The organism is Streptomyces sp. NPDC031445, from assembly GCF_055581365.1.
In genome coordinates, this window is the sequence record NZ_JBVIJO010000010.1 from 237,061 (window position 1) to 259,412 (window position 22,352).

The window sequence follows — 22,352 nt, forward strand, 5'->3', positions numbered from 1 at the left end:
CCGTGGAGATGGCAGCAACCGCCGGCAGCGCGGGCCTCGCCCTGACGGCCGCCCAGCACGGCGTCTGGGTCGCCCAGCAACTCGAACCGGACTCCCCCATGTTCGTCTGCGGGGTCCACGTCGACACCACCGTCCCCCTCGACCCCCGGCTGCTCGACCGGGCGATCCGGCAGGCGGTGACGGAGACCGAGGCACTGCGGGTCCGCTTCACCGACGACGGACGCACGGTACGCCAGCACGTCGACCCGGCGATCGAGGGCGCGCTCACCGTCGTCGACCTGAGCGGCGAACCGGACCCGCGGGCCGCCGCGGACGCCTGGACCGAGGCCCGCCAGGCGGAGGCCCCGCCCGCGCTCACCGACGGTCCGCTCTTCTCCCACACCCTGCTCCGGCTCGGCCCCGGCCACGACCGGCTGTACTTCCGCTACCACCACATCCTGCTCGACGCCTACGGCCAGACGCTGTACGTGCGCAGGCTGCTGGACGTCTACGACGCGCTCGTCGCGGGCGACCGCCCGGCAGCCGCCGCCTTCGCGCCGCTCGCCGACATCGTCGCCGAGGAGGACGCCTACACCGGCTCCGCGCGCTGCGAACGGGACCACGCCTACTGGCTGCCCCGGTTCGCGGACCTGCCCGGCTCCACCGAGCTGGGCAGCGGACCCCCGACCCTGGCCCGCGCCCTGCCGCCGGTGACGGCACTGGTGCCCGCCGGCACCGCCGAGCGGCTGCGCGCCCTGCCCGGCGCCCGCTGGTCCCTGCCGGTGATCGCCGCCCTGGCCGCGTACACGCACCGCACGACCGGTGCGACGGACGTCGTCCTGCGGGTCTTCCTGGCGGCACGCACGACCCCGGACGCCCTCGCCACACCGGCGATGCTCGTCAACGACCTGCCCCTGCGGCTGACCGTCCGCCCCTCGGCCACCTTCACCGAACTCGTCGAACAGGTCCGCGCCCGGCTGGCCGAGGCCGTCCGCCACCAGCGCTTCCCCGGCGACCGCATCCGCCGCGAACTCGGCGCCGAGGGCCAGGGCGCCCTGGCCGGCCCCACCGTCAACGTGCTCTCCTTCGCACCCGGCCGGCTCCTGGCCGGCGGCGCCGAGGCCACCGCGCACCAGGTGGCCTCCGGCCCGGTCCGCGACCTCACGCTCAACGCCGTCGCCGACGACACCGCCTCCGACGGCATCCGGCTCACCCTGGGCGCCCACCCCGACCGGTTCACCCCGGCCGACGTGACGGCCCACCGGGACCGGTACACCCGGCTCCTCGCGGCCGCCGCCGAGACGCCCGCCGCGCCCATCGGCACCCTCGGCCTCCTCGGCCCGGACGACCCCAGCATCCTGGCCGGCTCCGACGACACCGCCGGCCCCCTCGACACCCGCTCGCTGGTGGAACGGATCGAGGCCCAGGACCCGGCCGCCGAGGCCGTGGTCTTCGAGGGCCGCAGCGTCAGCTACGGCGAACTCGACGCACGGGCCAACCGCCTCGCCCACGCCCTGCGCCGCCGCGGCGCCGGCGCCGAGTCCCGGATCGCCGTCCTGCTGCCGCGCTCCGTCGACCTCGTCGTCGCTCTCCTCGCCGTCCTCAAGGCGGGCGCCGCCTTCGTCCCCGTCGAGACGGGCTACCCCGCCGAGCGGATCGCCCACATCCTCGCCGACTCCGGCGCCGAGCTGGTGATCGCCGCCGACGACGTACCCGGCTTCGAGCGGATCGCCCCCGACGCGGGCGCCGACGAGCCGGCCGACCGCCCCGGCGTCCGGGTGCGCGGCGACAACGCCGCCTACGTGATGTACACCTCCGGCTCCACCGGCCGCCCCAAGGGCGTCGTCGTCCCGCACGAGGGCCTGCTCAACCGCCTGTCGTGGCTCCAGCGCGACCACCGGATGACCCCGGACGACCGCATCGTGCAGAAGACGCCGATCGGCTTCGACATCTCCGTGTGGGAGTTCTTCTGGCCCCTCGTCCAGGGCGCGACCCTCGTCGTGGCACGCCCCGAGGGCCACCGCGACCCGGCCTACCTCGCCGGGCTGATCCGCGAACAGCGCGTCACCATCGTCCACTTCGTGCCGTCGATGCTCGCCGCCTTCCTCGCCGAGGCCGGGTTCGGCCCCTCCGTACGGCTCGTCGCCTGCACCGGCGAGGCCCTGCCGCCCGAGCTGGTCCGCCGGTTCCACCAGCGCGTCGACGCCGAGCTGTGGAACCTCTACGGCCCCACCGAGGCCGCCATCGAGGTCACCTCGTACGCCACCGGACCGGACGACGAGACGGTGCCGATCGGACGGCCGGGCGCCCACACCCGCGCCTACGTGCTCGACTCGGGACTCAACCCCGTACCGGCCGGCGCGACCGGCGAACTCTACCTCGCGGGCGTCCAGCTCGCCCGCGGCTACCACGGCCGCCCCGCGCTGACCGCCGAACGCTTCACCGCCGACCCCCACGGCCCCGGCGGCTCCCGGATGTACCGCACCGGCGACCTCGCCCGGCTCCGCCCGGACGGCACCCTGGAGTACGCCGGCCGGGTCGACGACCAGGTGAAGATCGCCGGACAGCGAGCCGAACCCGGCGAGGTCGAGGCGCTGCTCGACGGCGCGCCCGGCGTCCGGCAGAGCGTCGTCGTGGCCCGGCGCACCCGCGGCGGCGCCCACCAGCTCGTCGCGTACGTCACCGGCGAACCCACGACCGATCTGCGGGCGTGGCTCGCCGCCCGGCTGCCCGCCTTCCTCGTGCCCGCCGCGGTGCTCACCCTCGCGGAGATCCCGCTCACCCCCAACGGGAAGGTCGACCGCAAGGCGCTGCCCGAACCCGCGGCGCCGGCGCCCGGCCGGGCGCCGCGCACCGAGACCGAGCGGATCCTGCGCGACCTGGCCGCCGAACTGATCGAACGGCCCGAACTCGGCGCCGACGACCAGCTGTTCGCCATGGGGATGGACAGCATCCACGCCCTGCGGCTGGCCGCCCGTGCCCGCGCCGCCGGAATCGGCCTCACCCCGCAGGACGTCTTCGCCCACCCCACCGTCGAAGCCCTCGCGGCCCTCGCCGAGGCGGTCCCGGCCGCCCCCGGGACACCCGCCGCGCACACGGCGAGCCCCAGCGCCCGCCTGACCCCGGCGGACGTCCCCCTCGTCGCCATCGACCAGCGAGAACTCGACCGCTACCCCGGCGCCCAGGACGTACTGCCGCTCTCCCCGCTCCAGGAAGGTCTGCTCTTCCTCGCCCTGTACGAGGACCACGACCCCTACGTCGGCCAGCTCGTCCTCGACATCGAGGGCGGCTTCGACCCGGCCCGCATGCGCGAGGCCGCCGCCGCCCTGCTGCACCGCCACCCGCTGCTGCGCGCCGGCTTCCGCAGCCGCTCCGCCGGCGCCCCGGTGCAGGTCGTGCCCGCCGAGACCACCGTGCCCTGGGAGGAGCGGGACGAGGAGCCGGCCGCGTTCCTCGCCCGCGACCGCGCCCGCGGCTTCAGCGTGCTGCGCCCGCCGCTGCTGCGCTTCACCGCGCTCGGCACCCGGCTCGTGGTGACCCACCACCACCTGCTGCTGGACGGCTGGTCCCTGCCCCTGCTGGTCCGGGAGCTGTTCGAGCTGTACGGCGGCGCCGACCTGCCCGCGCCCGCACCCCACCGCGCCTACCCCGCCTGGCTCGCCGGGCGCGACCGCGCCGCGTCCACCGCCGTGTGGCAGGAGGAACTGGCGGGCCTGCCCGGCCCCACCCTGCTCGCGCCGGCGCGGCGGACCCCGGACGGCCACGCCGAACACGAACTCGTCCTCGACGAGACCGTCACGGCGGACCTGACCGCGGCGGCGCGCCGCCGCGGACTCACCCTCAACACCGTCGTCCAGGGCCTGTGGGCGCTGCTGCTGCGCGAGTTCACCGGCCGCGACGACGTCGTCTTCGGCGCGACGGTCTCCACCCGCCCCGCCGACCTGCCCGGCGCCGAGTCGATGATCGGGCTGTTCATCAACACGCTGCCGGTGCGGGTGCGTATCGACCCCGGCGCGCCGCTGGCCGAGCTGCTGGCCTCGGTGCAGGCCCGGCAGGCCGTCCTGGCCGGGCACGCGGAGGCCGGCCTCGCCGACCTCACCCGTTCCGCCGGCGTGGACGAACTGTTCGACACCGTGCTCGCCTTCGAGAACTACCCGATGGACAGCGGCACGCAGGCCGGCGGGCTGCGGATCGCCGGCGCCGACCTCCTCCTGCACTCCCACTACCCGCTGTCGGTCGCCGTCTTCCCCGGCTCCGCCCTGCGGCTGCGCTTCTCCTACCGCACCGGGGCGTTCACCGCCGGCGCCCTGGCGGTCCTGGCCGGCCGGCTGGCCCGGCTCGCCGCCCTCGCCGCCGAGGACCTCGGCCGGCCGGCCGGTGACCTCGCCGTGGTCACACCCGAGGACCGGCACGCGGTGACCGGCGGCGACCGCGCCGCGGAGCCGGCCCTCCGGCGCGGCGCCACCGCCGCTCCCGCCGCCACGCCGGCACCGCGCACCGGTGCGGAGGACCGCCTGCGCGCGGTCGTCGCCGAGGTCCTCGGCCTGGACGACATCGCCGTGGACGACGAGTTCTTCGCCCTCGGCGGCACCTCCATCCTCATGATCCGGCTGGTGCACCGGGTCCGCGACGAGTTCGGCGTCGGCCTCTCCCTGCGCGAGGTGTTCGCCGCGCCGACCGTGGCGGGCCTCGCCGCCCTCCTGGCGGACGGCTCCTCGGCCTCCTCCACGATCGTGCCGCGCGAGCGGCCCGAGCGGATACCGCTGTCCTTCACGCAGGAACGCATGTGGTTCCTCCAGCGCCTCCAGGGCGGCAGCGGCACCTACAACATCCCGCTCGACATCCGCCTCAGCGGACCGCTCGACATCACGGCGCTGGAGGCCGCGCTCACCGATCTCGTCGACCGGTACGAGGCCCTGCGCACCGTCTACCCCGAGGACGCGCACGGCCCGCACCAGGTCGTCCTGGCGCCGGGCAGCACGGGCTTCGCCCTGGAGGTGATCCACGACCCCGCCCCCGACCTGACGGCCCGGGCCGCCCGCCCCTTCGACCTCACCACCGAACTCCCGCTGCGCGCCACCCTCTTCGACCTCGGCGGGGACGAGTACGCCCTGCTGCTCGTCGTGCACCACATCGCCACCGACGGCTCCTCCATGCAGCCGCTCGCCGCATACCTCTCCGCCGCGTACACCGCCCGCCTCACCGGCGAGACGGCCGCCCTGCCGGCGCCGGCCGTGGAGTACGCCGACTTCGCCCTCTGGCAGCGCGACACGCTCGCCGCCGAACTGCCACGGCAGATCGCCTACTGGAGCGAGGCGCTCGCCGGACTGCCCCAGGAGGTCACCTTCCCGGCCGACCGGCCCCGGCCCGCGGTCGCCACCCACCGCGGCGACCACGTCGGGTTCCGCGTGGAGCGGGAACTGTACGACCGGATGCTGGACCTCGCCCGCCGCACCCGGACCACGCCGTTCATGGTGCTCCAGGCCGCCGTCGCACTGCTGCTGACCGCCCACGGCGCCGGCGAGGACATCCCCCTGGGCGGAGCGATCGCCGGCCGGCCGGACTCGGCACTGGACGGGGTCGTCGGCGTCTTCATCAACACGCTCGTCTACCGCTTCGACACCTCAAACGACCCCGCCTTCACCGAACTCCTCGCCCGCGTGCGCGACACCGGCCTGGCCGCCTACGCCCACCAGGACGTGCCCTTCGAGCGGCTGGTGGAGGACCTCGCCCCGGAGCGGTCCCGCGCCCGCCACCCCTTCTTCCAGGTCATGGTCGCCTGGCTGGACTTCTCCGAGGCCCGCCTCACCCTGCCCGGGGTCGACGCCGGCACGGCCCCGGTCCTCAGCGGCACCTCCAAGTTCGACGTGCACTTCGACTGCGTCGTCGACGCCCGGTCCGGCGGCCTCGACTGCCGGCTGGAGTACGCCACCGACCTGTACGACCGGGAGACCGCCGAGGCCTTCGTCACCCGCTTCCTGCGCGTGCTCGACGCCGTCACGGACGACCCCGCGCGGCGGATCTCCGAGGTCGACCTGCTGGACGACGAGGAACGCGCGCTCATCCTCCACGGCTGGAACGACACCGCGAGCACGATGGACTCGGCGTCCGTCGTCGAGCTGATGGAGTCCCAGGACCCGGAACTGCCCGCCGTGGTCTTCGAAGGGGAGCGCGTCACCTACGGCGCCTTCAACGCGCGCGTCAACCGGCTCGCCCGCGCCCTGCGCCGGCGCGGTGTCGGCCCCGAGACCCGGGTCGCCGTCATGCTGCCCTACTCGGTGGACCTCGTCGTGGCGCTCTGGGCCGTCATCAAGGCCGGCGCCGCGTACGTGCCGATCGACACCGGGTACCCGGCCGACCGGATCGCCTACATCCTCCGCGACTCCGGCGCCCGGCTGATCCTGGCCGAGCACGACGTCGAGGGATTCGAACGGATACCGGTCGACGCCGGGGACGAGTCCGCCGGCAACCCCGGGATCACGGCACACGGCGCGAACACCTCGTACATCATCTACACCTCGGGCTCCACCGGCCGCCCCAAGGGCACCCTCAACACCTACGAGGGCATGACCAACCGGTTCTGGTGGATGCAGCAGGACCTGCACCTCGGCCCCGGGGACCGGGTGCTCCAGGCCACGCCGACCGGATTCGACGTCTCGGTGTGGGAGGTGTTCTGGACGCTGTCCCGCGGCGCCGCCCTGGTGGTGCCCCGGCCCGGCGGCCACCGCGACCCCGTCTACCTCTCCCGGCTCATGCACGACGAGTCCGTCACCGTGCTGCACCTCGGCGCCTCCCGGCTCGCCGCGTTCCTCGCCGAGGCCGAACTGCCCGCCTCGGTCCGCGCGATCGAGTCCGGTGACGAGATCATGCCGGCCGAGCTGATCCGCCGCTTCCACCAGGTCTCCCGCCACCCGGACCCGGTCCTCACCAACGCCTACGGCCCCACCGAGGCCGCGGTGGACGTCACCCGGTGGCCGACCCCCAAGGACCCCGGGACCGTGCTCATCGGCGGTCCGGTGCTCAACACCCAGGCCTACGTGCTCGACCGCATCCTGCGCCCCGTCCCGCCGGGCGTGACGGGAGAGCTCTACCTCGGCGGCGTCCAGCTCGCCCGCGGCTACCTCGACCGCCCCGCCCTCACCGCCGAACGGTTCGTGGCCAACCCCTATGGCACGCCCGGCAGCCGGATCTACCGCACCGGCGACCTGGTGCGCTGGACCCGCGGCGGCGAACTGGAGTACTTCGGCCGCGCCGACGACCAGGTCAAGCTGCGCGGCCAGCGCATCGAACTGGGCGAGATCGAGTCCGCGATGCGGGCGCACCCCGGCGTGGCCCAGGCCGCCGCCGCCGTCCACGACCAGCGGCTGGCCGGCTACCTCATCACGTCCGCCCCCGTCGACCACGAGGAACTGCGGGCCCGGCTCACGGCCGAGCTGCCCGAGTACATGGTCCCGCCCGTGTTCCTGGAACTCGACCGGTTCCCGCAGCTGACCAGCGGCAAGCTGGACCGGCAGGCGCTGCCCGTGCCCGACTTCACACCGGCCGCGGGACGCGCGCCGCGCACCCCGCGCGAGGAGCTGCTGTGCGGGCTGTTCGCCGAGGTGACCGGGGTACCCGAGGTCTTCCTCGACGACGACTTCTTCGCCCTCGGCGGCCATTCGCTGTCCGTGGCCCGGCTCGCCAACCGCATCCGCACCGTGCTCGGCGCCGACATCGAGCTGGTCACCCTGTTCGAGGCCACCACGCCCGCGCGGATCGCCGTCCGCCTCGACGGCGCCGCGCCGCGCCGGCCCGCCGTCACGGCCCAGCCGCGCGGCGAGCGCCTGCCGCTGTCCTACGCCCAGGAACGCCTGTGGTTCCTGCACCGCTACGAGGGCCCGTCCGCCACCTACAACCTGCCCGTCGCGCTGCGGCTCACCGGTGACCTCGACATCGCCGCCCTCGACGCCGCCCTCGGCGACGTCGCCGCCCGGCACGAGGCGCTGCGCACCGTCTTCGCCGAGGACGAGCAGGGCCCGTACCAGGTCGTAGGGGACTCCGTGCCGCCGCTCACGGTCCTCGCCACCGACGCGGCCGGGCTCGACGGCCGGCTCGCGCAGGCCGTCCAGGTCCCCTTCGACCTGGCCGCCGAACCCCCCATGCGCTCCACCCTGTTCGACCTCGGCTCCGGCGACCACGTGCTGCTGGTGGTGCTGCACCACATCGCCGGTGACGCCTTCTCGATGGCCCCGCTCGCCGAGGACCTGATCGCCGCCTACACCGCGCGCCGCGAGGGCCGCGCCCCGCACCGGACACCGCTGGAGGTCCAGTACGCCGACTACGCGGTGTGGCAGCGCGCGGTGCTGGGCTCGGCCGACGACCCGGACAGCGAGATCTCCCGCCAGCTCGGCTTCTGGACCGAGGCCCTCGCCGGACTCCCGGAACAGCTGGACCTGCCCACCGACCGGCCCCGGCCCGCCGTGGCCAGCCACCGCGGGGACACCGTCGCCTTCACCGTGCCGGCCGAGGTGCACACGGCCCTGACGGCGCTCGCCCGCGAGCACCACGTGACACCGTTCATGACGGTCCAGGCCGCCCTGGTCACCCTGCTGCACCGGCTCGGCGCCGGCGACGACATCGTCATCGGCTCGCCGGTCGCCGGCCGCCCGGACGAGGCCCTGGGCGCACTGGTCGGGTTCTTCGTCAACAACCTCGTCCTGCGCACCGACCTGTCGGGCAACCCCTCCTTCACGGAGGTCCTCGCCCGGGTCCGGTCGACCGACCTGGCCGCCTACGCCCACCAGGACGTGCCCTTCGAGCGGCTCGTCGAGGCGCTGAACCCGGCCCGCTCCACGGCCCGGCACCCGTTGTTCCAGACCAACCTGAACTGGGTGGACGCCGAACTGGAAGAGGTCGAGGACCTCGCCGGACACCTCCCCGGTCTCGACGGCCGAGTGCTCCCGCTCACCTCGCCGACCGCCAAGTTCGACCTCGCGTTCTTCGTGAACGAGCGGCGCGGGGGCGGGCTGACGGGCTTCCTGGAGTTCGCCACCGACCTGTTCGACCGGGAGACCGCCCAGCGCATCACGGAACGGTTCGTCGACCTGCTCAGCGCCGCCGTCACCGCGCCCGGCACGCCCATCGGCGACCTCGACATCGTCGGCCCGGCCGAGCGCCGGCAGCTGCTCACCGAGTGGAACGCCACCGCCCGCGAGCTGCCCGCGACCACGCTCACCGCGCTCGTCGAGACCCAGGCGGCCCGCACCCCGGACGCCCTCGCGGTCGTCTTCGGCGCCACCGGACTGACGTACGCCGAACTCGACGCCCGCGCCAACCGGCTGGCCCGCCGGCTCATCGAACTCGGCGCCGGCCCCGAGCGGTTCGTCGGCGTCCTGCTGCCCACCTCCGAACAGCTCCCCGTCACCCTGCTCGCCGTGCTCAAGTCGGGGGCGGCCTACCTGCCGCTCGACCCCGCGCTGCCCGAGGAGCGGATCGCGTTCATGCTCGGTGACATCGCCCCCGTCGCCGTGGTGACCACACCCGACCGGGCCGGCCGGCTCGGCGCGATCCCCGCCGTGCTGCCCTACGACCCGGCCGTGACCGCGCAGCCGGCCACCGCGGTCACCGGGGTGCCGGCCCTGCCCGGGCACGCCGCGTTCGTCATCTTCACCTCCGGCTCCACCGGCAGGCCCAAGGCCGTCGTCGTCGAACACCGCTCGCTGACCGCCTACCTGGCCTGGGCCACCGACACCTACCGGAGCCTGCGCGGCCGTGCCCTGGTGCACTCCCCGATCGCCTTCGACCTCACCGTCACCGGCCTGTGGGGACCGCTCGTCACGGGCGGCTGCGTGGAACTCGTGCGCTGGAACGCAGCCGGACCCGACACCGAGTACGGCGTCACCCGTCCCGACTTCGTCAAGGCCACCCCGAGCCACCTGACCCTGCTCGGCGCGGTCGCCGACAGCTACTCCCCGAGCGGACAGCTCGTCCTCGGCGGGGAGTCGCTGCTGGGCGAGGCCCTCGACACCTGGCGGGCCGGCCACCCCGGGGTGAGCGTGCTCAACGAGTACGGCCCGACCGAGACCACGGTCGGCTGCACCGTCTTCCGCATCGGACCGGGCGACAGCCTGCCCCCGGGCGTCATCACCATCGGCACCCCGGTGTGGAACACCCAGGTGTACGTGCTCGACGGCCGGCTGCGCCCCGCCCCGGTCGGCACCCCCGGAGAGCTGTACGTCGCCGGCGACCTGGTCACCCGCGGCTACCACGACCGGCCCGGCCTCACCGCCGGCCGCTTCGTGGCGAACCCCTACGGACCCGCGGGTTCCCGGATGTACCGCACCGGAGACCTGGCCCGCTGGACCAGGGCGGGTCTGCTGGAGTTCGTCGGCCGGGTCGACGACCAGGTGAAGATCCGCGGGTTCCGCATCGAACTCGGCGAGGTCGAGGCCGCGCTCGCGGCGGCACCGGAGATCGCCCGGGCCGCGGTGGTGGTCCGCGAGGACCAGCCCGGCGACCGGCGGCTCGTCGCCTATGTCGTGCCCGAGCCGGGAGCGCGCGCCGACACCGGGGCGCTGCGCGCCGGCGTGGCCCGCACCCTGCCCGACCACATGGTCCCGGCCGCGCTCGTCGTCCTCGGTGAACTGCCGCTGACCGGCAACGGCAAGCTGGACCGCAAGGCACTGCCCGCACCGGACCGGAGCCTCCCGCCCGCCGGCCCGGCCGCCCCGGACGCGGCGGCCGGAACGGCGACGGACCCGGCGGGGGAGCGGGCCGCCGCGGACCCGGCCGAGGAGCGGGTCGCGGCGCTCTTCGCCGAGGTGCTCGGCGTACCCGAGGCCGGGGCCGAGGACAACTTCTTCCTGCTCGGCGGGCACTCCCTGCTCGTCGCACGGCTGGTGAACCGGATCCGCGCGGAGTCCGGCGTCGAACTGTCCATCCGGGACGTGTTCGAGAACCCCACCGTCGCGGGGATCGCCCGGCTGCTCAAAGCCGCCCGGGACGCCCGGCCGCCGCTCGTGGCCAGGGAACGCCCCGAGCGGGTGCCGCTGTCCACGGCCCAGCGGCGGATGTGGATCCTCGACCGGCTCCAGGGACCGTCCGACACGTACACCATCCCGATCGTGCTGCGGCTGACCGGCGACCTCGACACCGACGCGCTGCGGGCGGCCTTCGCCGACGTGGTGGACCGGCACGAGTCGCTGCGCACCGTGATCGCCGAGGACGCCGAGGGCGCGCACCAGGTCGTCGTCGACGGCCCGGCCCCGTTCACCGTCACCGCCTGCCCGGCCGGCCGGCTGGACGGGGAGATCGCCCGTGCCGCCGCGCTCCCCTTCGCCCTCGACCGCGAACTGCCGGTCCGCGCCACCCTGTTCGACACCGGCGGCGGCACGTACACCCTGCTGGTGGTGCTGCACCACATCGCCGGAGACGGCGGCTCGATGGGCCCCCTGGCGGCCGACCTCGCCACGGCCTACGCCGGGCGGCTGGCCGGCACCGGCTCCGGACTCGCGCCGCTGCCCGTGCAGTACGCGGACTACGCCCTGTGGCAGCGCGAACTGCCCGGGGACCGGCTCCCGTTCTGGACCACGGCGCTCGCCGGCATCCCCGAACAGACCGACCTGCCCACCGACCGGCCACGGCCCGCGGTCCTGTCCCCGCGCGGCGACACCGTCGACTTCACCGTGCCCGCCGACCTGCGCGCCCGCGTGGAGCGGCTGGGACGCGCACGCGACGCGAGCCCCTTCATGGTGCTCCAGGCCGTCCTCGCGCTCCTGCTCAGCCGCCTCGGGGCGGGCGACGACATCGTCATCGGCAGCCCGGTGGAGGGGCGGCCCGAGGCCGCGCTGGAAGGACTCGTCGGCCTCTTCGCCAACACCCTGGTGCTGCGCGCCGACGTCTCCGGCGACCCCACCTTCGAGGAACTCCTCGCCCGGGTACGGCGGTTCGACGTCGACGCCTACGCGCACGCCGACGTGCCCTTCGAGCAACTGGTCGAGGCGCTCAACCCGGCGCGCTCGCGGTCCCGGCACCCGCTGTTCCAGGTGATGCTCACCCTGAACGCCGAGACGGCGCCGCCGGTCCTGCCCGGCCTGACCGTGCGGCTGGGCCAGGCCCCCTCCGGCGCGGCCAAGTTCGACCTGTCCCTGACCGTGTCGGAGCACGGCGGGCAGTGGGACGCGGTCCTGGAGTACGCCACCGACCTCTTCGACCGCGCCACCGTCCGGTCCTTCGCCGACCGCTACCTGCGGCTGCTCGCCGCGGTGACGGACGACCCGGCCCGGCCCGTCCACGCCCTGCCGCTGCTGACCGCCGCCGAGCGGACCGAACTGCTCGTCACCCGCAACACGAGCCCCCGCCGGGACCCCGGCCTTTCGCTGCCGGAGAGGTTCGAGGCGCAGGCCGCCCGCACCCCCGACGCCGTCGCGGTCGTCTCCTCGTCCACGACGCTCACCTACGCCGAACTCGACGCGCGGGCCAACCGGCTGGCCCGGCACCTGGCCGGCCGGGGCGCCGGCCGCGGATCGGTCGTCGCCGTCGTCCTGCCGCGCACCCCCGACCTGCTCGTGGCCCTGCTGGCGGTCCTCAAGACCGGAGCGGCCTACCTGCCGGTCGACGACACCTACCCCGCCGGCCGCGTCGGCCTCCTGGTCCAGGACGCCGGCGCACGGGTGACCCTCACCCCGGACACCTTCCCGGCCGGCCTGGACGACCACCCCGGCACACCGCTCGGCGTCCGGCCGCACCCGCGCGACGCCGCCTACCTCGTCTACACCTCCGGATCGACCGGACGCCCCAAGGGCGTCGTCGTCGAGCACGCCGCGCTGGCCGCGTACCTGGACGAGGCGACCGCCCTGTACCCGGCCGCCGCCGACGAGGCGCTGGTCCACTCCTCGATCGCCTTCGACATGCCGGTCACCGTGCTGTTCACCCCGCTCGTCACCGGCGGCCGGGTCCGGTTCGCCGCGCTGGACGAGGACACCCCGCGCCCCGGCCTGCTCAAGATCACCCCGAGCCACCTGCGGCTGCTGGAGACGCTGCCCGACCGGGCCGGTGCCGCCACGGACCTCGTCATCGGCGGGGAGGCGCTCGACGCCGAGCCGCTCAGGCGCTGGCGCGCCCGCCACCCGGACGCCGTGGTGACCAACGAGTACGGGCCCACCGAGACGACCGTCGGCGTCGTCGTGCACCGCGTCGAACCCGGCGACCCGCTCGCCGACGGGCCCGTCCCCATCGGCCGCCCCACCGGCGGCGCGCGGGTGTACGTCCTCGACGCGTACCTCCAGCCCGTGCCCGACGGCGTCTGGGGAGAGCTCTACCTCGCGGGCGACCAGGTGGCCCGCGGCTACGCCGGACGGCCCGGCCAGACCGCGGAACGGTTCGTCGCCGACCCCTTCGGCCCCGCCGGGAGCAGGATGTACCGGGTGGGCGACCGGGCCCGCTGGAACGCCTCGGGCCTCCTGGAGTACGGCGGCCGGGCCGACGACCAGGTCAAGATCCGCGGCTTCCGCGTCGAGCCCGGCGAGACCGAGGCGGCGCTGCTGGCCCTGGACACCGTCGCCGAGGCGGCGGTCGTGGCCCGCGAGGACCGCCCCGGCGACCCGCGCCTGGTCGCCTACCTCGTCGCCGCCGGCCCCGGCGTGCCGGTCGGCGACCCCCGCCCGGCGCTCGCCGCGACCCTGCCCGCGCACCTGATCCCGTCCGCCTTCGTGGTCCTCGACCGGCTCCCGCTCACCCCCAACGGCAAGCTGGACCGGCGCGCCCTGCCCGCCCCGGACACCACCGCGGCCGTCCCCGGCGGCCGGGCCCCGCGCACGCCCGCCGAGGAGATCCTGTGCGCGCTCTTCGCCGAGGTGCTCGGCATCGCCGACGTGTCGATCGACGACGACTTCTTCCTCCTCGGCGGCCACTCGCTGCTCGCCACCCAGCTGGTGAACCGCGCCCGGAACGCGCTCGGCGCACCGATCCGGCTCGGTGACCTGTTCGACACCCCGACGGTCGCCGGGCTCGCCGCCGGCCTCACCCCGGGCGGCACGGTCGAGCGCTTCACCCCGGCCCCGCGCCCCGACCGGCTGCCCCTGTCCTACGGCCAGGAACGGCTGTGGTTCCTGCACACCCTCGACGGCCCGTCCGACACCTACAACATCCCCGTCGTGCTGCGGCTGTCGGGCGCCCTCGACCCGGCGGCACTGCGCGCCGCCCTGGGTGACCTCGTCCAACGGCACGAGATCCTGCGCACGGTCTACGCGACCGACGCCCGCGGCAGCCACCAGGTCATCCTGCCGCCCGGCCACGGCCTGCCCGGGCCCGCCGTCACCGACGTGGACGAGGACACCCTGCCGGCGGCCGTGAGCGAGGCGGTGCGCCACCGCTTCGACCTCGCCCGCGAACTCCCGCTCCACGCCCGGCTGCTGCGCACCGCGCCCGACGAGGCCGTCTTCGTCCTGGTCGTGCACCACATCGCCGCCGACGCCGTCTCCATGGCGCCCCTCGCCCGCGACCTCGCCACGGCCTACCGGGCCCGGCACGCCGGTCACGCCCCCGACTGGGAGCCGCTGACCGTCCAGTACGCCGACTTCAGCCTGTGGCAGCGCCGGGTGCTCGGATCCGACCAGGAGCCGGACAGCGAGATCTCCCGCCAGCTCCGCCACTGGACCACCACGCTCGCCGGTGCTCCGGAACTGATCGCCCTGCCCACCGACCGGCCCCGGCCGGCCGTCGCCTCCCACCGCGGCGGCACCGTACGGTTCCCGGTCCCCCGGGCGCTGCACGAAGCGCTCACCGGACTCGCCCGCGACACCGGTACGACCCTGTTCATGGTGCTGCACGCCGCGTTCGCCGCGCTGCTGGCCAAGCACGGCGCCGGCGACGACGTCGTGCTCGGCGCCCCGGTGGCCGGCCGGACCGACGAGGCCGCCCACGATCTCGTCGGTTCCTTCGTCAACACCCTGGTGCTGCGCACCCCGCTGGGCGGCGACCCCACCTTCCGCGCACTGCTCGACCGGGTCCGCGCCGTCGACCTGGACGCCTACGCCCACCAGGACGTGCCGTTCGAGCGCGTGGTGGAGGCGCTCAACCCGGTGCGCTCCACCGCCCACCAGCCACTGGTGCAGGCGACGATCATGCTGAACAACACCGCCCGGCCCGTCACCCTCGACCTGCCCGGCGTCGCCGTGCGGGCGGAGGAACCGGTCGCGCCCGCCGCCAAGTTCGACCTCTCGCTGTCGTTCGCGGAGGCGGCCGACGGCGGCCTGGACGGCGGCCTGGAGTACGCGGTCGACCTGTTCGACGAGGACACCGTCACCGAGCTGACCGCCCGGCTGGTCCGCCTGCTGACCGCCGTCGCCCACGGCTCGGCCGGCCGGCCGCTCAGCCGCATCGACGTCCTCTCCGGCACCGACCGGCGCCACGTGCTGCACACCTGGAACGGCAGCCCGCGCCAGGCCCCGGCCGACACGATCACCACCCTCTTCGACCGGCACGTCCGCAGCACCCCGCGGGCCGTGGCCGTGGTGGCGGACGGCACCGCGACGACCTACGCCGACCTCGACGCGCGCGCCGAACGGCTGGCCCGCAGGCTGCGCGCCCTCGGGGTCGGCTCCGAGACGCCCGTCGCCCTGCACCTGGAGCGCTCCCTGGCGCTCGTGGTGGCGACACTGGCCGTGCTCAAGGCGGGCGGCGTCTACGTACCGCTCGACACCCGGTACCCCGCCTCCCGGCTGGAGCGGATCCTCACCGCCACCGGCGCCGCCGCCGTGCTGACGCACTCCCGGGCGGCACGGCTCGACCTCGACCACGGCCTGCCCCTGATCGACGTCGACGACCCGGGGCCGGACGACGGCGCACCGGACGAGGCGGACGGCACCGCCGCACCGGCCGGCGCGGCCCACCCGGAACGGCTCGCGTACGTCATGTACACCTCCGGGTCCACCGGCACCCCCAAGGGCATCGCCGTCACCCACCGCGACGTGGTCTCCCTGGCACTCGACCCCTGCTGGGAGGGCGGCGCGCACCGGCGGGTGCTGATGCGCTCGCCGCACGCCTTCGACGCCTCCACCTACGAGCTGTGGGTACCGCTGCTGACCGGCGGCCGGGTCGTCGTCGCTCCGCCCGGCGACCTCAGCCTCGACGCGCTGCGCACCCTGCTCACGGCCGAGGAGGTGACCTCCGTCTTCCTCACCACCGCGCTGTTCAACGTCATCGCGGACGAGGACCCGCGGTGCCTCGCCACCCTGCGCGAGGTGTGGACCGGCGGTGAGCAGGTCTCCCCGGCCGCGTTCCGCCGCGCCGTCACGGCCTGCCCGGACACCGGCTTCGTGCACGTCTACGGGCCGACCGAGACCACCACCTTCGCCACCGCCTACCGGGTGCCCCGCCCGTACGCGCTGCCCGGCACCGTCCCCGTCGGCCGCCCCCTGAGCGGCATGCGGGCCTACGTCCTCGACGCGGCACTGACCCCGGTGCCGCCCGGCGCCCCGGGCGAGCTGTACCTCGCCGGGCTGGGCCTGGCCCGCGGGTACACCGGCGCGCCGGCCGCCACCGCCGAGCGGTTCGTCGCCGACCCGTTCGGCGCCCCGGGCAGCCGGATGTACCGCACCGGGGACATCGTCCGCCACACCCGCGACGGGCAACTGGAGTTCACCGCCCGTGCCGACGGCCAGGTGAAGATCCGCGGCTTCCGCATCGAACCGGGCGAGATCGAGGCCGTCCTCACGGGCCACCCCGGCGTCGGCCGCGCCGTCGCCGCCGTCCGCGAGGACGCCCGGGGCGAACGCGCCCTGTACGCCTACGTCGTACCGGCACCCGGGCACCGGCGGCCGGAGCGGGAGGAGCTGCGGACCCTGCTGGAGTCCGCCGTGCCCGGCTACATGGTCCCGGCGGGCATCGTCGTCCTCGACGAACTGCCGCTCACCCCCAACGGCAAGGTCGACCAGCGCGCGCTGCCCGCACCCGAACGGGCCGCGCACCCCCGCGGCCGCCGCCCGCGCCGGCCCCAGGAGGAGATCCTGTGCCGGCTGTTCGCCGAGATCCTCGGCGTGCCGTCGGTCTCGATCGACGACGGCTTCTTCGAACTGGGCGGCCACTCACTGCGCGTGACCCGCCTGGTCAGCCGGGTCCGCTCGGTGCTCGGCGTGCAACTGCCGGTGCGCGACGTGTTCGAGGCCCCGACACCGGCGGGCCTGGCCGCCCGGCTCGACCGGGCCGCCGACGCGCCCCCCGCGCTGCGGGTGCTGCCGCGGCCCGACCGCCTCCCGCTCTCCTTCGCACAGGAACGGCTGTGGTTCCTGCACCGCTTCGAGGGCCCCTCGGCGACGTACAACATCCCGCTCGCCCTCCGGCTCCACGGCCCCCTGGACACCGACGCCCTGCGCGCCGCGCTGCGGGACCTGGCCGGCCGGCACGAGTCGCTGCGCACGGTGTTCGCCGAGGACGGCGACGGCTCGTACCAGGTGGTGCTGCCCGAGGCGGCGGCCGTGCCCGCACTGACGGTGACGGACGTGACCGCCGCCGAGGTCCCCGAGCGGCTGGAGCGCGCCGTCGCACACGCCTTCGACCTCACCACCGAGATCCCGCTGCGCGCCGAGGTCTTCCGGCAGGGCCCCCAGGAAGCGGTGCTGCTGCTGCTCATACACCACATCGCCGGGGACGCCGAGTCGATGGGCCCGCTCGCGGACGACCTGTCCACCGCCTACCGGGCCCGGCTGTTCGGCGAGTCCCCGCAGTGGACACCGCTGACCGTGCAGTACGCGGACTACGCCGTCTGGCAGCGGCACGTCCTCGGCGACCTCGACGACCCGTCCGGCCCCGGCGGCGCACAGCTCGCCCACTGGCTGACCGTCCTCGCCGGCGCCCCCGAGGAACTGGAGCTCCCCACCGACCGGCCCCGGCCCGCCCGGCCCTCCGGCTCGGGCGCCGCGGTCCCCCTCGACCTCCCCGCCGGCCTCCACCGCCGCCTCGCCGCACTGGGCGAGGCCGAGGGCGCCACCGTGTTCATGGTGCTCCACACGGCCCTCGCCGCGCTGCTGACCCGGCTCGGCGCCGGCACCGACCTGCCGATCGGCGCGCCGGTCGCCGGCCGGGCCGACGAGGCGCTCGACGGCCTGGTCGGGTTCTTCCTCAACACCCTGGTGCTGCGCACCGACACCTCCGGCGATCCGACGTTCCGCGAGCTGCTCGCCCGGGTCCGCCGCACCGACCTGGACGCCTACGAGCACCAGGCGGTGCCGTTCGAACGGCTCGTGGAGGCGCTCAACCCGGCCCGCTCACCCGCCCGCCACCCGCTGTTCCAGGTGATGCTGTCGTTCCGCAACAACGCCCGGACGGACCTGTCGCTGCCGTCCCTCACCGCCGAACCGGTCCAGGCCCAGCTCCCCGCCGCGAAGTTCGACCTGTCGTTCAGCCTCACCGAGGGCTTCGGACCGGCCGGCGAGCCCGACGGGGTGCGCGGCGAGGTGCAGTACGCCTCGGCGCTCTTCGACGAGGAGACCGTGCACGCCCTCGCCCAGCGGCTCCTGCTCCTCCTCGACCAGGCCTGCGACGACCCCGACCGGCCGCTGAGCGCGCTGGACGTCCTGCTGCCGGGCGAGCGGCAGCGGCTGCTCCAGGAGTGGAACGGCACCCGGCGCGAGCGCCGGACGGCCACCCTCGCCGACCTGTTCGAACAGGCGGTGCGGGCCACCCCCGACGCCGTGGCCGTCCGCGCCGACGGCACGCACCTGACCTACCGCGAGCTGAACGCCCGCGCCAACCGGCTGGCGCACCTGCTCATCGGCCTCGGCTGCGGCCCGGAGTCGGTGGTGGCGCTCGCCCTGCCCCGCTCCCTCGACCTCATCGTCGCCGCGCACGCCGTCACCAAGGCGGGCGCCGCCTACACCCCCGTCGACCCCGACGACCCCGCCGAGCGGACCGCCCGCGTCTGCGAGGACGCCGCCGTGGCGCTCGCCGTCAGCACGACCGGGCACCGCGGCCGGCTGCCCGCGGCGCTGCCCGCGCTGCTCCTGGACGACCCGGACACCGCGACCGCGCTCGCGGACCGGCCCGACACCGATCCCGCCGACCGCGACCGCACCGCCCCGCTGCTGCCGGACCACCCCGCCTACGTCATGTTCACCTCCGGCTCGACCGGCCGCCCCAAGGGCGTGGTGGTCTCCCAGCGTTCCGTCGTCAACCACCTGGGCTGGCTCCAGGACACCTACCGGCTGACCCCGGACGACCGCGTCCTGCAGAAGACACCCATCGGGTTCACCGTGTCGGTCTGGGAGCTGTTCTGGCCCCTGCAGACCGGCGCCTGCACGGTGGTCGCCGAGCCCGGCGGCCACCGCGACCCCGACTACCTCACCCGCATGTTCACCACACACGGCATCACCACCGTCCACTTCGTGCCCTCCATGCTCGACGTGCTCCTGGCCGAGACGGACCCGTCCCGGCTGGCCGGGCTGCGCCGGATCTTCGTCGGCGGCGAGGGACTCACCCGCGACCTGTACGAGCGGTTCACCGCCGCGTCCGGGGTACCGCTGCACTACAAGTACGGCTCCACCGAGGTCACCTGCGACGCCACCGTGTGGGACCCGCGGACCGATCCGGGCGCCCGGCCCGCCGTGACGATCGGCGTGCCCCTGCACAACACCCGCGTGCACGTGCTGGACGCGGCCCTGCGGCCCGTCCCGCCCGGCGTCCCCGGCGAGCTGTACGTCGCCGGCGACCAGGTCGCCCGCGGCTACGCCGGCCGCCCCGCACTGACCGCCGAGCGGTTCGTGGCCGACCCGTTCACCCCCGGCGGGCGGATGTACCGCACGGGCGACCTGGTGCGCTGGGACAGGGCCGGCCGGCTTCACTTCGTCGGCCGCTCCGACCACCAGCTCAAGGTGCGCGGCGTCCGGGTCGAGCCCGCCGAGATCGAGGCCGTCCTGACCGAACACCCCGCGGTCACCCGCGCCGCCGTCGTCCTGCGCGACGAGGCGCTGGTCGCCTATGTCACCGGCGACGCCACCCCCGACGAACTCCACCGCCGGCTGGCCTCCCGCCTGCCCGGGCACCTCGTGCCGCGCTCGGTGGTCGTCCTGGCCGACTTCCCGCTGACCACCAGCGGCAAGCTCGACCGCGCGGCCCTGCCCGCGCCCCGGGACGCCGCCCGGCCGGCCCCGCGGGCCCCGCGCACCGAGGAGGAAGCTGCCCTCTGCGGCCTCTTCGCCGAACTGCTCGGCGTCACCGAGGTGGGCATCGACGACGACTTCTTCGCCCTCGGCGGACACTCCCTGATGGCGGCGAGGCTGGCCGGCCGGATCCGCGCCGAACTGGGCCACCAGGTCTCGGTCCGCACCCTCTTCGAGGCCCCGACCCCCGCCGCGCTCGCCGAGGCCCTGCACACCGGCGACACCGCCGGAGCCACCGGTGTGCTGCTGCCGCTGCGCACCGGCGGCCCGGGCACCCCGTTGTTCTGCGTCCACCCGCTGGGCGGCCTGGGCTGGGCCTACCGGGCGCTGATCCCGCACCTGGACGGCCGCCACCCGGTGTACGGACTCCAGGCGGCCGGCTTCGACGAACCCGCGCCCCTGCCGTCCGCCGTCGCCGAGATGGCCGCCGGCTACCTCACCCGGCTGCGCGAGGTGCGGCCGAACGGCCCCTACCGGCTGCTCGGCTGGTCCTTCGGCGGGCTGGTCGCGCAGGAGATGGCCGTCCAGCTCCAGGACGCGGGCGAGGAGGTCGAACTGCTGATGCTGCTCGACGCCTTCCCCCGGGACCTCGGCGCCGCCCAGCCGACACCCGAGGAGGTGCTCGAAGGAGTGCAGGTCCCCGACGAGCTGCTCGCCGCCTTCACCGAGGACCAGCTCACCCATCTGAAAGCGGTGTTCCTGAACAACAGCGCGATCGCGGGCCTGCACGCGCCCCGCACCTTCCACGGCGACGTCGTGTTCTGCGCCGCGACCGACCTGGAGGAGGGCGAGTCGCGCCGCCGGCCCGCCCTCTGGGCCCCGTACGTCACCGGCCGGATCGAGGTCCACGACGTGGAGGCCACCCACAACACCATGCTCACCGAGCGCCCCGCCGCGGCCGTCGGCCGGCTGCTCGCCGACGTCCTCGGCGCCCTCGACGCCGCGGGAGAGCAGGAGCACGTGTCATGACCCCCGTGACGACACCCGTCCGCACCCCGCTGCCGCCGTCGGCGCTGCCCGGCCTCGACCTCGCGGACCCCGCGACCCACGCCCGCCACGACCTGTCCGAGATCTGGCGCACGCTCCGCGCCGAGGACCCGGTCCACCGGCACCGGCCGGCCGGGGGCGGCCCCGCCTTCTGGGTGGTGACGCGGTTCGCGGACGCCACCGAGGTCTACCGCGCCCCCGACCGCTTCACCTCCGCACGGGGCAACGTCCTCGCCTCGCTCCTCCAGGGCGGCGACTCGGCCTCCGGGGTGATGGCCGCCGTCACCGACGGGCCGCGCCACCGCGAACTGCGCAGCGTGCTGCTCAGGGCGTTCTCGCCGCGCGCCCTGAGCGCAGTGGTGGAGAGGGTGGAGCGGGCCGGCCACGACCTGGTCGCCGCGGCCGTCGGCCGCCCCGAGTGCGACTTCGCCGAGGACGTCGCCGGGCACCTGCCCCTGAAGGCCATCTGCGACCTGCTGGACGTCCCGGAACAGGACCGCGCCTTCCTGCTGCGCCTCACCAGGACCGCGCTCAGCTCGGACGCTCCCGACCAGTCGCCCTTCGACGTCTGGCAGGCCCGCAACGACATCCTCGCCTACTTCGGCGAGCTGGCCGCGAGCCGCCGGGAGCGACCGGGCACCGACGCCGTCAGCGTCCTGGCCACCGCGGAGACCGACGGCCGGCCGCTGACCATGGACGAGGTCGTCGCCAACTGCTACAGCCTCATCCTGGGCGGCGACGAGACCAGCCGGCTGTCCATGATCGGTGCCGCGCTCGCGTTCGTCGAACACCCCGCCCAGTGGCGGGCGTTCAAGAACGGCGAGGTGTCCCTCGACGCCGCGGTCGACGAGGTGCTGCGGTGGACGACACCGGCCCTCCACTTCGGCCGCACCGCGACCGCCGACACCCGGCTGAACGGCGTCCCCATCGCCGCCGGCGACATCGTCACCGTGTGGAACGCGTCGGCCAACCGGGACGAGGCGGTCTTCACCGAACCCGACCGCTTCGACCTCGCCCGCACACCCAACAAGCACCTGTCCTTCGGACACGGACCGCACTACTGCGTCGGCGCCTACCTCGGCCGGGCGGAGATCGCCGGCCTGCTCAGGGCGCTGCGCGAACAGGTCGCGCGGATCGAACTCACCGGAAGACCCGAGCCCATCTACTCCTCCATGCTCAGCGGCTTCAGCTCGCTGCCCGTGCGGCTCGTCGCCTGACCGCCGCCCTGGCCGCACCGCACACGCCGGCGACCGC

General features: G+C 75.3%; 2 protein-coding genes. Both read left to right on the forward strand.

Translation table 11 applies throughout. The annotated features are described in order from the left end of the window. The first annotated feature begins 2 nt into the window (after positions 1-2). The gene (locus ACZ5DC_RS25880) at positions 3-21,080 is read left to right on the forward strand and encodes a non-ribosomal peptide synthetase (protein ID WP_468656472.1); all 21,078 of its coding nucleotides are present in this window, start codon (positions 3-5) and stop codon (positions 21,078-21,080) included. After that, positions 21,077-22,315, forward strand: coding sequence for a cytochrome P450 (locus ACZ5DC_RS25885; RefSeq protein WP_468656474.1), 1,239 nt, complete (start codon positions 21,077-21,079; stop codon positions 22,313-22,315). Before ACZ5DC_RS25880 ends, ACZ5DC_RS25885 begins: the two co-directional genes overlap by 4 nt. Positions 22,316-22,352: the final 37 nt, after the last annotated feature.

Bases quoted from the DNA above. Each gene is read 5' to 3' on its own strand.
- ACZ5DC_RS25885 (WP_468656474.1), top strand. From the start codon at position 21,077: ATGACCCCCGTGACGACACCCGTCCGCACCCCGCTGCCGCCGTCGGCG.